Raw genomic sequence first — 14212 nt, 5'->3', positions numbered from 1 at the left:
TTTATGAACTGGATTGCAGAGTGGAAGAAATATCCATGGGCGAGGGGACGGACAACCGTTCCTGGGCTTTGGATGAGAGTAAGTGGTCGAGGCACTGCGCGAGTGACGAGCCCCCCTCAGGATCGATCAAGGGGAGCTTGGTCGGGTTGGGATTGCAGCGGTTCCGACTATGCCTGTGCCAGCATCGCCGCGAAGCGTGCGGCGGGCCATTGCTTGCGGTCGGAGACCTGGCCATCGCCGAGTTCCATCAGGCGCAACTCGTCACTGGTCGACTCGACCACGTCGACGGAAAAGAACGGGCAATCGATACGTTGTGCCACCTGTTCCACTAGCGGCGGGACGGCATCGAGACGCCCGTGAGCGCGGCCGTGAAGAACGAAGTAGCGTTCCTCGGTTTCCGCACGCAGCGCCTCGAACTCCCGAAGGCATACACCGCCTTCGATGGTGCCTCGATAACGCTCGATCGAATCGAGGACTTCCCGCACTTCCGCAGCATTGGTGGCCTTCGAGCCGCGCTGGGTGGTCAGGGATTTCACATGGTCCTTGACGAACCAGGCGCGCCACGGGCTTTGCGCCAACACTGCCTCGAAGTCGGCGTTCCTGGACAGGAACAGGGTCGCCGGCGTGAGGTCCTCACAGAGCGGATACCACTCCGGCAAGTAATGGCAGTGCCGATATTGCTGTGGACTGGTCAGGGGCCGTCCGCCAGCGACGAGGATCGCGCCGTGCAGGCGAGCGTAGTTTTCCGGTGTGAGCATCCAGCCGCGATACAGCACCTGGGTGTTTGCCGGAAACTCCGGGCGGGCGCGGAAGCGTCCACTTTCCAGTTCCTCGTCGCAGAACAGCGAACAGGCCAAGCCTGCCGAACGGGCCGCGTCATATTCCTCGGCGAAGAGTTCATCGACCGCGTTGCTGCGGTCGGGGGCGGAGGGGTAAAGCAGGTGCATCGCGAACCTCGCTGGGTCGGTGGATGGTCATTCGGCGACGGCGCAACCAAGACGTACCACGAGCGTGCTGTCCGCCGCCAGTTGCGCATCCGCTGCCAACGTTAGGGTACGGGTGCCTTCGTAGCGACCGTCGAGCAGACCTTCCTGAAGGACCTGTGCCTTCGCATTGGCATGCATGGCCAGCAGCCGATATCGCACCAGCGCCGAGGTACAGCCGCATTCGCCGGTGGAGCGCCGGGCCTCAAGGGTGAGTGGCAGGTGCAACTGGCCCTCCGCCGTGTGCGGTGCACCGAGCCGGGCGGTGAGGCAGGCGGAGAGGGCATTGTCGAGCGTCGCCGCGTCGGCGAATGGGGAGGCCAGGCAGAGGCTGCCGAGGAGCAGAGCTTTGGCGTCCATGTCGGGGGTTCGCTGGGGATGGAAAGGGCATCATGGCTGAGGTGGCTTTATTCGTCGAACGATGGCTGGCCGTGCCGGTAGATCGGCCAAGACTTCATGCGCTGCGGAAACGGCCTGACCAAGTGCAGCGGCTTGCAATCAAAAACGCTGGGCTCGCAATCAGCGTGGTTTTGTCCGGAAGCTCGCGAAGGGGCGGCATGGATGAATTTTGAAAGTGGGAGTTCGTTAATGAACTGAAGGTATGCGGCTTCCGTGACTGGCCGGGGTAGATGAGGTGTGCGTTCAGGAAATGACCGTTTGACGCAGGCGCGATTATAAGAGGCGAGAGAGCGCACCTTCTGGATCATCTAAACACGGGATATTGAAGTTGATTGCAGTGTATTGCCGATGCATTGGGGCTTATTGACTGGGAGAGGGTTCTCTAGGTGGGGGTCGCTCAATACATTACACTTTCAAATTAATGTAGGGGCGATCTATGGCTGTCAATGATTACGAACCTGGTTCGATGGTTATTACACATGTGCAGGGTGGTGGGCGTGACATAATCCAGTATATTCCTGCTCGATCAAGCTACGGTACTCCACCATTTGTCCCACCAGGACCAAGTCCGTATGTCGGTACTGGAATGCAGGAGTACAGGAAGCTAAGAAGTACGCTTGATAAGTCCCATTCAGAACTCAAGAAAAACCTGAAAAATGAAACCCTGAAGGAGGTTGATGAAATCAAGAGTGAAGCGGGGTTGCCAGGTAAAGCGGTCAGTGCCAATGACATCCGCGATGAAAAGAGTATCGTTGATGCACTCATGGATGCCAAAGCAAAATCGCTAAAGGCCATTGAGGATCGCCCGGCCAATCTTTATACGGCTTCAGACTTTCCTCAGAAGTCAGGGTCGATGTACCAGAGTCAGTTGCTGGCCAGCCGAAAATTCTATGGAGAGTTCCTGGATCGCCATATGAGTGAGCTGGCCAAAGCGTACAGCGCCGATATTTATAAGGCGCAAATCGCTATCTTGAAACAAACGTCTCAAGAGCTGGAGAATAAAGCCCGGTCATTGGAAGCAGAAGCCCAGCGAGCCGCTGCTGAGGTGGAGGCGGACTACAAGGCCAGGAAGGCAAATGTCGAGAAAAAAGTGCAGTCCGAGCTTGACCAGGCTGGGAATGCTTTGCCTCAACTGACCAATCCAACGCCAGAGCAGTGGCTTGAACGCGCTACTCAACTGGTTACGCAGGCGATCGCCAATAAGAAGAAATTGCAGACTGCAAACAATGCCTTGATTGCCAAGGCACCCAATGCACTGGAGAAACAAAAGGCAACCTACAACGCCGATCTCCTAGTGGATGAAATCGCCAGCCTGCAAGCACGGCTGGACAAGCTGAACGCCGAAACGGCAAGGCGCAAGGAAATCGCTCGTCAAGCGGCGATCAGGGCTGCCAATACTTATGCCATGCCAGCCAATGGCAGCGTTGTCGCCACCGCCGCAGGCCGGGGTCTGATCCAGGTCGCACAAGGCGCCGCATCCCTTGCTCAAGCGATCTCCGATGCGATTGCCGTCCTGGGCCGGGTCCTGGCTTCAGCACCCTCGGTGATGGCCGTGGGCTTTGCCAGTCTGACCTACTCCTCCCGGACTGCCGAGCAATGGCAGGACCAAACGCCCGATAGCGTTCGTTACGCCCTGGGCATGGATGCCGCTAAATTGGGGCTTCCCCCAAGCGTAAACCTGAACGCGGTTGCAAAAGCCAGCGGTACCGTCGATCTGCCGATGTGCCTGACCAACGAGGCACGAGGCAACACGACGACCCTTTCGGTGGTCAGCACCGATGGTGTGAGCGTTCCGAAAGCCGTTCCGGTCCGGATGGCGGCCTACAATGCCACGACAGGCCTGTACGAGGTTACGGTTCCCTCTACGACCGCAGAAGCGCCGCCACTGATCCTGACCTGGACGCCGGCGAGTCCTCCAGGAAACCAGAACCCTTCGAGTACCACTCCGGTCGTACCGAAGCCGGTGCCGGTATATGAGGGGGTGACCCTCACACCGTTGAAGACCGAGCCGGAGTCCTATCCGGGAGTGCTACTGGACCTAAACGATCTGATCGTGATTTTCCCGGCGGATTCTGGAGTCAAACCTGTTTATGTAATGCTCAGTAGTCCTCTTGATAGTGGTATCTTCACACGGAGGCAACTACAGAAAAAATTTGATAGCCACAAATATGATTTTGGGCTGGGTGAAAAAAGCGCCAACAATGGAACGCTTGCAGAGTTTAGGGATAAAATTCTTGAGCACCTTGCTGATCCTGCAACCGTAGAAAAAGGGACTTACCACTCCGAAGTAAAATCAAAAGTACATTACAATGCCAGGACTAATATTGTTGTTATCATTGGAGAGGATGGGATGTTTGTTTCTGGGTGGAGGATTGAGCCTGGCACGGATCAATACAATTTTTACATGAAAAATGAGGTGCTTTAAGATGAGCATGGAAATGATAGATATTGCAAAGAAGCTATTAGCCTCATCGATTGACGGGAAAACCTTCAGCGAAGAATTTTTTAAGACTTGGAGGTCCGAGCGCGATTCAGGGGTGCTGGCCCAAGATGATGCATCGCTTGGGAGATGCTTGAGTTTAATGTTTGGTCTGGCCGACAGCTTTACCGAGGGAAAGAAAGAGCGCCCAGGTGAACTTACAGAGGGTGAACTTAAAATAGCTCTGAGTGATTTATTGAAAGAATACAAATACATATAATAAGCCGAACTTTAGTAGGCGTAGACAGAGGCCTCTGTGAGGGGCTTCTGTCTTCTCGTAGAGAGTGGCTTCCCGTCTCGAGATGCAGAAGCACGTCGACTACTAGCAAGATAAACCATAAAAGCCTGGTAGAGCAGTTCGATGCCAAGCCTACGGAGGTTAGTGCGTTGTTCAGCAATACGCTGGACCCGGCGCGAGCGACCGAGTTGCAGGAAAAGATGCAAAGTGCCGGATTACCAGTATGAGCGTCAGTCGCAAAGAGCACTAGCCCGTCGAATGGATTGCAAACTCGCAATTAATCTGAGCCCAGCCTATCCGTCAGTCGCAGATAATTCTGGTTGGCCGCGATGGATTACAGGCCGGTGCTGATTGCAGGCCACGACAAGTAGTCATGTAAAAGCAGGTCACTCCGCTGCTTCAAGCCCTGACTCCTTTCAGGGCATGTGGCGGGGTCAGGCCCGGATCAGCGGGCGTGGGCTGTCGAGGAGTTGGGGGCAGTCGGAGAGGGGGATCCAGGTCTTGCCTTGCCAGTGCAGGGTGTCGATCTCGGCGGTTTTCCAGTGCAGCACGGCGCGCTGGGGCGTGGCGTTGGGGTGGGCCTGGCTGCGCAGGCGTGGCAGTACCGAGCCGCTGACCCAACGGCGCAAGCCTCGTGCCGCGCCAGGCACTGCGAGCCAGAGCAGAGCGTAGAGCCCGGACTCGCTGACCAGGCAGTCCTGGCGTGGCCCGTGGCGTTCGTCATGGAGCCAGGCGAGCCGCCACTGATCGGTGTCCAGATGCCGCTCCAGCGCATGACAGAGGGCGAACAAGCGCTCGCGCTGTTCCGCCGTCGCCAGCGGCCACGGCGCCTCGTCACACAACGCCGCCGGCGCCCGACCGCCCAGGTAACGGCCCAGCAGCCGTACCAGGTCGGAGAGCACGAACCAGCCTTCCTCATCCAGCAGCACGGCGTGCAGGACCCGATGGTGGTGGGTGAAACGGCTGGGGTGGAGGAGGGTGTCAGACATGGCGCACCTCCGGGGAGGTGGTGTTGGTGTCGTGCCGCGAGGGGATGAATGGGGTGGGTTGAAAAACGAATGGCATACGCATTTCCTCAATGGAATACACCGCTACTTTCGGGAGCGGTTTGCCGCTGGGTGGTATGCGTTCTTAGCGCCGAAGAATGATTATGGAGCGCACCGATAGCGGTCAACGGTAGGGCGAATAACTGCAAAGCAGTTATCCGCCGATTCTCTGAAGCCATTGCTTGTACATCGACTTGACGAAGTTCTTTCAATCCCCCGATGCTCGGGCGTTACAGGAAAATCCTGTGTAGCTGCGGATAACGCTTCGCGTTATTCGCCCTATCTCTTCCAGAGAAACATCCGACGCTCCGGTCCGCCCCATCAGGAGGCCGAGCGGAATCGTCGTGTAGGAGGCCGAATGCAGGGGCAAGCGCTTTGGTTACTTTCTCGGGGCCGGCCATCCTGCGAGGCTGAGAAAAAGACTTGGTAGCCGGGGTAGGGCGAATAACGGCACAGCCGTTATCCGCCAGCAGACTCAAACCCGCTCGGCCGCCCGGACCTCCAAGGAAGGATCACCGGCCCAATCCTCGGGATAAAGCCCATCAGCCACGGCCCGGTGGAAGGTGGAGAAGGGCCAATCCTTGACCGCCGTAACCAGCCCGTGTTTCACAGGGTTGAGATGAATGTAGTCGAAATGGCGCCGGTAGTCCGTGTCATTGCGAATCAGGTGTTCCCAGTAGCGCTGCTGCCAGATGGAGCGTTGTCCTCGCCGCCGTTGCGCGAAGGTACGTGATTCGTGGCAGGGGATGCGCCGTGCGAAGCCGGACTTGATGACCTTCCAGCGGGTGGCGAAATCGGCGTCGTCGGGCGGCAGGGTCCAGAGGCAATGCATGTGCTCCGGCAGCACGACCCAGGCATCGATGCGGAAGGGATGCCGGCGCCTGGTCTGGGCGACCACGCGGCGCAGCAGGTCGATTTCGCGGGTCAGCAGGTTGGAGCGGCGGTCATGCAGGGTGACGGTGAAGAAATAGGTGCCGCCGGGGACCCAGGTTCGTCGGTAGCTTGGCATTGGGGATCGTCCGTGTATCCAGAAGGATTTCGGAGCGTACCTTGGCCAGCTGGCGGATAACGCTGCGCGTTATTCGCCCTACGGAGATTTCAGATTGAGCGAATGGTTGGGCATGTTTTTATTTCTTGTTTTCTAGGACTGTTTGACTCAAATAGTCTGTCGATGGTGTCTTGGGGATAGTGAGCTTGGCACATATCTTCTATTTGATTTGGTGAATTAACTTGCTGAACACCTTGGGTTTTTATTTCTCTTTAATGAAGAACCCCGCACAAGGCGGGGCTCTTTATCTCTACCATTGTCCCGAAATCCCTTTCCGTCGACAGTGTCTAACGGTCTTGATCTAAATCGAGAATCTCAATCCCAGCTCAGTGCTCCGCCCGTCTGGTACTCGATAACCCGCGTCTCGAAGAAGTTCTTCTCCTTCTTCAGGTCCATGATCTCCGACATCCACGGGAACGGGTTGGTGGTCCCCGGATACTCTTCCTTCAGGCCGATCTGGGTCAGGCGCCGGTTGGCGATGAACTTCAGGTAGTCCTCCATCATCGCCGCGTTCATCCCCAGCACCCCGCGCGGCATGGTGTCGCGCGCGTATTCGATCTCCAGCTGAGTGCCTTGGAGGATCATCTGGGTCGCCTCGTCCTTCATCTGGGCGTCCCACAGGTGCGGGTTCTCGATCTTGATCTGGTTGATCACGTCGATACCGAAGTTCAGGTGCATCGACTCGTCGCGGAGGATGTACTGGAACTGCTCGGCGGTGCCGGTCATCTTGTTGCGGCGGCCCATGGAGAGGATCTGGGTGAAGCCGCAGTAGAAGAAGATGCCTTCCAGCACGCAGTAGTAGGCGATCAGGTTGCGCAGGAACTGGCGGTCGGTTTCCGGGGTGCCGGTCTGGAACATTGGGTCGGAGATCGAGCGGGTGTACTTCAGGCCCCAGGAGGCCTTCTTCGCCACGCTGGGGATCTCGTGGTACATGTTGAAGATCTCGCCCTCGTCCATGCCCAGCGACTCGATGCAGTACTGGTAGGCGTGGGTGTGGATCGCCTCTTCGAAGGCCTGGCGCAGGATGTACTGGCGGCACTCGGGGTTGGTGATCAGGCGGTACACGGCCAGCACCAGGTTGTTGGCGACCAGGGAGTCGGCGGTGGAGAAGAAGCCGAGGTTGCGCATGACGATGCGCCGCTCGTCTTCGCTGAGGCCGTCCTTGCTCTTCCACAGGGCGATGTCGGCGTTCATGTTGACTTCCTGCGGCATCCAGTGGTTGGCGCAACCATCCAGATACTTCTGCCAGGCCCAGTCGTACTTGAAGGGGACGAGCTGGTTGAGGTCGGCGCGGGCGTTGATCATCTGCTTGTCGCCGACCTGCACGCGGGCGGCGGAGCCTTCGAGATCGTCCAGGCCTTCCTGGATGTCGAGGTCGTTCAGGGCCTTCTTGGCGCGGGCGACGGCGTCGGAGTCGTCGGCGGAAACGGCGCGCGCTTCTTCCACCGAGCCGGCGGCTTCGTCGTCCAGCTTGTCATGGCCTTGGGCAACGGCCTGGGCGGCGGCGGGCGCGGCCTTGGCTTCGGTCGGGTCTTCTTTGTCGAATTCGTCCCAGCTCAGCATCTTGCTCTCTCCTGGTCTGGCGGCCGTCTCGGCGGCCTGGATATGGGGCGTGAGGTGCACGCGAAAGCGGTGGTCCGGCACGGTCTGGCCGGGCCGTTCTTCTCCCCCGGAGGGAAGAAGGGGATTGTTCCTGGCCCTGGCGAGGGGCCTTGCGCTGCCAGCGTGGCGCTGGACGAGCGACCGTCAGGAGCCGGGCAAGCCGGACTCACGGGAGGAGTCCGGCTTACCCGGCCACGACACGGACGCCGTTCAGCGACGCGCGATCACTGGCAGGCTTCGCAGTCGGGGTTGTCGATGCTGCATGCCTGCGGCACCGGCGCCGGCTTCGGCTCGGCGGCCGGGGCGGCTTGCAGGCCGTCGTTGCCACCGGCCGACACGGCGTTGAGCTTGCCGGTGTTGATGGTGGACTTCTCGGTGCTGGTGGCGGCCAGGGCACGGAGGTAGTAGGTGGTCTTCAGGCCGCGGAACCAGGCCATGCGGTAGGTCACGTCGAGCTTCTTGCCCGAGGCGCCGGCGATGTACAGGTTCAGCGACTGGGCCTGGTCGATCCACTTCTGGCGACGGCTGGCGGCTTCGACGATCCAGCGGGTCTCGACTTCGAACGCGGTGGCGTAGAGGTCCTTGAGGTCCTGCGGGATGCGCTCGATCTGCTGCACGGAACCGTCGTAGTACTTCAGGTCGTTGACCATGACCGGGTCCCACAGGCCGCGGGCCTTGAGGTCGCGCACCAGGTAGGGGTTGATCACGGTGAACTCGCCGGAGAGGTTCGACTTCACGTACAGGTTCTGGTAGGTCGGCTCGATCGACTGCGAGACGCCGGTGATGTTGGCGATGGTCGCGGTCGGCGCGATGGCCATGATGTTCGAGTTGCGGATGCCTTTCTGTACGCGCTCGCGCAGCGGTGCCCAGTCGAGGGTTTCCGACAGGTCGACTTCGATGTACTTGGCGCCGCGCTCTTCGATCAGCTTCTTCTCCGAGTCGATCGGCAGGATGCCTTGCGACCACAGCGAGCCCTGGAAGGTCTGGTAGGCGCCGCGCTCGTCGGCCAGGTCGCAGGAAGCCTGGATCGCGTAGTAGCTGATGGCTTCCATGGACTGGTCGGCGAAGGCGATGGCCGCGTCCGAACCGTAGGGGATGTGCTGCAGGTACAGGGCGTCCTGGAAGCCCATGATGCCCAGGCCGACCGGACGGTGCTTGAAGTTGGAGTTCTGCGCCTGCGGGACCGAGTAGTAGTTGATGTCGATGACGTTATCGAGCATGCGTACCGCGGTCTTGACGGTCTTCTCCAGCTTGGCGGTGTCCAGCTTGCCGTCGACGATGTGGTTGACCAGGTTGATCGAGCCCAGGTTGCAGACGGCGATCTCGTCCTTGTTGGTGTTCAGGGTGATCTCGGTGCAGAGGTTCGAGCTGTGCACCACGCCCACGTGCTGCTGCGGGCTGCGCAGGTTGCACGGGTCCTTGAAGGTCAGCCACGGGTGGCCGGTCTCGAACAGCATGGAGAGCATCTTGCGCCACAGGTCCTTGGCCTGGACGACCTTGTGCAGCTTCAGCTTGCCGTAGCTGGCCAGGGCCTCGTAGTACTCGTAGCGCTCCTCGAAGGCCTTGCCGTAGAGGTCGTGCAGGTCGGGGACGTCGGACGGCGAGAAGAGGGTCCAGGAGCCGTCGTCGAAGACGCGCTTCATGAACAGGTCGGGGATCCAGTTGGCGGTGTTCATGTCGTGGGTACGACGACGGTCGTCACCGGTGTTCTTGCGCAGCTCGAGGAATTCCTCGATGTCCAGGTGCCAGGTCTCCAGGTAGGCGCAGACCGCGCCCTTGCGCTTGCCGCCCTGGTTGACCGCGACCGCGGTGTCGTTGACCACTTTCAGGAAGGGCACGACGCCCTGAGACTTGCCGTTGGTGCCCTTGATGTAGGAGCCCAGCGCGCGCACCGGGGTCCAGTCGTTGCCCAGGCCGCCGGCGAATTTCGACAGCATGGCGTTGTCGTGGATGGCGCCGTAGATGCCCGACAGGTCGTCCGGCACGGTGGTCAGGTAGCAGCTGGAGAGCTGCGGACGCAGGGTGCCGGCGTTGAACAGGGTGGGGGTGGAACTCATGTAGTCGAAGGACGACAGCAGGTTGTAGAACTCGATGGCGCGTGCCTCGCGGTCCTTCTCCTCGATGGCCAGGCCCATGGCCACGCGCATGAAGAAGATCTGCGGCAGTTCGAAGCGGATGCCGTCCTTGTGGATGAAGTAGCGGTCGTACAGGGTCTGCAGGCCGAGGTAGGTGAACTGCTGGTCGCGCTCGTGATCGATGGCCTTGCCCAGTTTCTCCAGGTCGAATTCCTTCAGCTTGGCATCGACCAGCTCGAACTCGGCGCCTTTCTCGATGTAGGCCGGAAGGGCCTTGGCGTACAGCTCGGCCATCTCGTGATGGGTGGCGCTCTCGGCCACGCCGAGGAAGCCCAGGGCTTCGGCGCGCAGGGTGTCCATCAGCAGGCGGGCGGTGACGTAGGAGTAGTTCGGCTCGCGCTCGACCAGGGTGCGCGCGGTCATCACCAGGGCGGTGTTGACGTCCTTCTCGGCGACGCCATCGTAGAGGTTCTTCAGGGTCTCGCGCTCGATCAGCGCGCCGTCCACCTCGGCCAGGCCTTCGCAGGCTTCGCTGATGATGGTGTTCAGGCGGCCCATGTCCAGCGGCGACAGGCTGCCGTCGGCGCGGGTGATGCGGATGCTCGGGTGCGGCTGGGCGACATCGCTGGCGGCGCCGGCGTTCTTGCGCTCGGCGGCGCGGGCTTCGCGGTAGATCACGTAGTCGCGGGCGACCTTCTGCTCGCCGGCGCGCATCAGGGCCAGTTCGACCTGGTCCTGGATCTCTTCGATGTGGATGGTGCCGCCGGACGGCATGCGGCGCTTGAAGGTGGCGGTGACCTGCTCGGTCAGGCGGCGCACGGTGTCATGGATACGCGACGAGGCGGCGGCGGTGCCGCCTTCCACGGCGAGGAACGCCTTGGTGATGGCCACGGTGATCTTGTCATCGGTGTAGGGGACTACGGTGCCGTTGCGCTTGATCACGCGCAGCTGGCCCGGCGCGGTGGCGGCCAGATCCTGCGACGAATCGGCGGCCTGCGGCGCGCTGGCCTGCGGGTTCTCGCGTGTGGTGTCGGTATGCATGGGTGGGTATCTCCACGTTCTCGTAATGGTTTTGCTAGCGGGCGCCGGGGCGCCCATTCCCTTGAATCGATAAAGAGCCGGGCAGCCGGCCTCGCGGCGGCTGCTTCATTCGAATGCTGAGGGTGGGGACTGTGAGTGCCTCCCTGGCCCTGGCGGGTTCGTGGCGTTTTGCCGTCGAACACAATACCTAGTGGTGTTGACTGTCTGTTTACAGCGTCCGTTGCAACACCCGTACCGCTTTTCCAACGTCATGAAGGGCTCCTTGCGGTGAGCGCCGTCGATGCTTTCAGTACGTCTGGAAAATGCTTTTTTGCGGAGCCGCCGGAGCCATCAGAGTGGTCCGTGCGCGGTTGGTTCCGTTGTAGCCGTTCGTGCGCTCGAAACCCAAGATATAGGGGGTGGCGACGATGGGGATACAAGATAATGCGCTAATGGGGTGTTTGCAAGGTGACAGTCTGGGGGAAACCTGTGGATAAAGTGTGGGTCTTCTGTGCGTGAGTCCTAGGAAGCGTCCGTAGGCCGCGGCAGCGCTGGAGAATGCCATTCGTCGCCCTCGGAAAGCACCGGCGCAGACCTACTCCCCAACCTTTCGGGGCGCGCACCCTACCCACAATATGTAGTGTTTGCAAGATGTTCCTCGCGTGCTGCCGCGCGGCCCCCGTATTGGCTACAATGCGGGCCGCTCTGAGGGGGCCGCACGGCGGCTCCGGGACCGCGATACGAGGAGGCTGTGTGGAGCAAGAAGCCTGGCGCATCCTGATCGTCGAGGACGATCGACGCCTGGCCGAGCTGACCCGGGAATACCTGGAAGGCAACGGCCTGAAGGTCGACATCGAAGCCAACGGCGCACTGGCGGCGGCGCGTATCCTCGCCGAACGCCCGGACCTGGTGGTGCTCGACCTGATGCTGCCGGGCGAGGACGGCCTGTCCATCTGCCGCCAGGTGCGCCCGCAGTTCGACGGTCCGATCCTGATGCTCACCGCGCGCACCGACGATATGGACGAGGTACTCGGCCTGGAGATGGGCGCCGACGACTACGTGTGCAAGCCGGTGCGCCCGCGTGTGCTGCTGGCGCGCATCCGTGCCCTGTTGCGGCGCAGCGAGGCGCCGGAAGCGGGCGCCCCGGCGGCGGACAGCAAACGCCTGGCGTTCGGTCGCCTGGTGATCGACAACGCGATGCGCGAGGCCTGGCTGGACGGGACCACCATCGAGCTGACCAGCGCCGAATTCGACCTGCTCTGGCTGCTGGCGGCGAACGCCGGGCGCATTCTCTCCCGCGAGGAGATCTTCAACGCCCTGCGCGGCATCGAGTACGACGGCCAGGACCGCTCCATCGACGTGCGCATCTCGCGGATCCGCCCGAAGATCGGCGACGACCCGATGCACCCGCGGCTGATCAAGACCGTACGCAGCAAGGGCTACCTGTTCGTCGGCGAGGGCTGAGGCGCTTTTTTCCTGCGGGCCGGGGCGCGGGCGTCCCGGTCGGCCAGAATCAACAGCAGCGGACAGCGGCCGGGGGCTCGCCGATGAAATCCATCTTCCTGCGCATCTATGGCGGCATGCTCCTGGCCCTGCTGCTGGTCAGCGGCCTGGGCCTGCTCGGCCTGCACTGGATCAACGAGGTGCGCGGCGAGCACTACCGCGAGGAGCTTGCGCGCGGCACCTTCCGCCTGATGGCCGACAACCTGCAACCGATGACCGCCACCGAGCGCAAGCGCGCCCTGGCGCAGTGGAGCCGCTTGCTGGGTATTCCCCTGCAACTGCACGGGCTGGATGAGCTGCGGATGGACGGACGCAGCCGCGCGCGCCTGATGAACGGCCAGGTGCTGGTGAAGCAGACCGCCGAGCACGCCGTCACCGTCTATACCCAGGCCGGCGCCGCCGAGAACCTGGTGCTCAGCGGCGAGGTGCAGCAGGTCAGCGAGCAACTGGCGCGGGCCACGGTTTACCTGCTGATGGACGAACTGGTGCGCTACCCGGCCAGCGAACAGCCTTACCACCTTGCGCGGATCGTCCGCGACAAGCGCTTCGGCTTCCCGGTGCACCTGCTCCAGGTCAAGGAGCTGGACCTCGACGACGACCAGCGCCGGCGGGTGGTGGAGGGCGACACGGTGATGGCGCTGGGCAAGGACGGCGACTCGATCCGCATCTTCGCCGGCATCCTCGACACGCCCTGGGTGCTGGAGCTGGGCCCGCTGTTCCAGATGAACCTCTATCCGCCGCAGCTGCTGTTGCTGCTCGGCGCGCTGTGCCTGAGCTTCATCGGCCTGATCACCTACCTGCTGGTGCGTCGTCTGGAGCAGCGCCTGCGCAGCCTGGAGGCGGCCGCCACGCGGATCGCCCGCGGCAGTCTGGATACCCGCGTCGAGGTGCGCGGTGGCGACTCGGTGGGACGCCTGGGCGCGGCCTTCAACCATATGGCCGAGCACATCCACCGGCTGCTGACGGTGCAGCGCGAGATGGTTCGCGCGGTGTCCCACGAGCTGCGCACGCCGGTGGCGCGGTTGCGCTTCGGCCTGGAGATGATCGAGACCGCCGAGACCGACGGCGCCCGCCTGAAGTACCTGGAGGGCATGGACAACGATATCCAGGACCTCGACAAGCTGGTCGACGAGATGCTCACCTACGCGCGCCTGGAACAGGGCTCGCCGCCGCTGACCTACCAGCGCCTGGAGCTGGGCGTGCTGGTGCGCCAGGTGGTGGAGGAGATCGCCCCGCTGCGCCGCGAGGTGCTGGTCAGTTGCGAGGAGGGCGCGCTGGTGCCTGAGGAGCTGGGCAGTTGGATCGAGGCCGAGCCGCGCTACCTGCATCGGGCCTTGCAGAACCTGCTGACCAATGCGCTGCGGCATGCCGATCGTCGGGTCAGGATCAGCTACCGGGTCAGCCTGGAGCGTTGCCGGGTGGATGTCGAGGACGACGGGCCGGGGGTGCCGGAGGCGCAATGGGAGCGGCTCTTTACGCCATTCCTACGCCTGGACGATAGCCGGACCCGTGCTTCCGGCGGGCATGGCCTGGGACTGTCCATCGTCCGGCGGATCGTCTACTGGCATGGCGGCCGGGCCTCCATCGGCCGCAGCGAGACTCTGGGCGGTGCCTGCTTCACCCTGGCCTGGCCGCGCAAGGCGGGTCTGCGCGACCGCTGAAAAGCCGACGGAAATATGGCGGCTAGCTATCTGCAAGTGCATGCGCAGACGTATTCCAGGCGTAGCGAAAACATATCGAAAGGCCAGTCCCGCCGGGCGTGGCGAGTATTCCGCCAGGGGCTAAAAAAGTCCTTTTCAGTTGGACTCGTTTGTTTATA

General features: G+C 61.6%; 10 protein-coding genes and 1 pseudogene. 5 read left to right on the top strand and 6 right to left on the bottom strand.

Going from position 1 to position 14212, the window contains the following annotated elements:
* Positions 1–167 precede the first annotated feature (167 nt).
* Both ACYAF3_RS01345 and ACYAF3_RS01340 read right to left on the bottom strand, forming a co-directional pair.
* On the bottom strand, positions 168–947 hold the full coding sequence (locus ACYAF3_RS01345) for an ATP-grasp domain-containing protein (RefSeq protein WP_034012079.1): 780 nt from the start codon (positions 945–947) through the stop codon (positions 168–170).
* 27 nt (positions 948–974) lie between these two features.
* Positions 975–1343, bottom strand: coding sequence for a DUF2195 family protein (locus tag ACYAF3_RS01340; protein WP_003101825.1), 369 nt, complete (start codon positions 1341–1343; stop codon positions 975–977).
* Between the two features lie 475 nt (positions 1344–1818).
* Here ACYAF3_RS01340 and ACYAF3_RS01335 point away from each other — a divergent pair.
* The 3 genes and pseudogenes from ACYAF3_RS01335 to ACYAF3_RS01325 all read left to right on the top strand — a co-directional run bounded on the left by ACYAF3_RS01335 (position 1819) and on the right by ACYAF3_RS01325 (position 4081).
* Positions 1819–2684, top strand: a pseudogene (locus ACYAF3_RS01335) (hypothetical protein).
* Positions 2685–2787: 103 nt separating this feature from the next.
* Positions 2788–3807 (top strand): S-type pyocin domain-containing protein, encoded by a 1020-nt coding sequence (locus ACYAF3_RS01330; RefSeq protein WP_405045536.1) that lies wholly within the window; start codon positions 2788–2790, stop codon positions 3805–3807.
* A gap of 1 nt (position 3808) precedes the next feature.
* Positions 3809–4081 (top strand): colicin immunity domain-containing protein, encoded by a 273-nt coding sequence (locus ACYAF3_RS01325; RefSeq protein WP_016561652.1) that lies wholly within the window; start codon positions 3809–3811, stop codon positions 4079–4081.
* Between the two features lie 452 nt (positions 4082–4533).
* On the opposite strand, the gene ACYAF3_RS01320 is transcribed toward ACYAF3_RS01325, so the two are convergent.
* The 4 genes from ACYAF3_RS01320 to ACYAF3_RS01305 form a co-directional block, all read right to left on the bottom strand.
* The gene (locus tag ACYAF3_RS01320) at positions 4534–5088 is read right to left on the bottom strand and encodes a BRO-N domain-containing protein (RefSeq protein ID WP_105579115.1); all 555 of its coding nucleotides are present in this window, start codon (positions 5086–5088) and stop codon (positions 4534–4536) included.
* A gap of 532 nt (positions 5089–5620) precedes the next feature.
* Positions 5621–6154, bottom strand: coding sequence for an REP-associated tyrosine transposase (locus ACYAF3_RS01315; RefSeq protein WP_033936145.1), 534 nt, complete (start codon positions 6152–6154; stop codon positions 5621–5623).
* A gap of 354 nt (positions 6155–6508) precedes the next feature.
* Entirely contained in the window at positions 6509–7756 is a 1248-nt protein-coding gene (locus ACYAF3_RS01310; protein ID WP_003086547.1) for a ribonucleotide-diphosphate reductase subunit beta, read from the bottom strand.
* A gap of 263 nt (positions 7757–8019) precedes the next feature.
* Positions 8020–10911: a ribonucleoside-diphosphate reductase subunit alpha gene (locus ACYAF3_RS01305; RefSeq protein ID WP_003082358.1), complete on the bottom strand. Its 2892-nt coding sequence runs from the start codon at positions 10909–10911 to the stop codon at positions 8020–8022.
* Between the two features lie 732 nt (positions 10912–11643).
* On the opposite strand from ACYAF3_RS01305, the gene ACYAF3_RS01300 reads away from it, so the two are divergent.
* Together ACYAF3_RS01300 and ACYAF3_RS01295 are read left to right on the top strand one after the other, a co-directional pair.
* Positions 11644–12354, top strand: coding sequence for a winged helix-turn-helix domain-containing protein (locus ACYAF3_RS01300; RefSeq protein ID WP_003082360.1), 711 nt, complete (start codon positions 11644–11646; stop codon positions 12352–12354).
* Between the two features lie 83 nt (positions 12355–12437).
* On the top strand, positions 12438–14054 hold the full coding sequence (locus ACYAF3_RS01295; protein ID WP_221771366.1) for an ATP-binding protein: 1617 nt from the start codon (positions 12438–12440) through the stop codon (positions 14052–14054).
* Positions 14055–14212: the final 158 nt, after the last annotated feature.

Source organism: Pseudomonas sp. TZ252, assembly GCF_056110345.1.
This window is presented reverse-complemented; position numbering and strand designations above follow the sequence as displayed.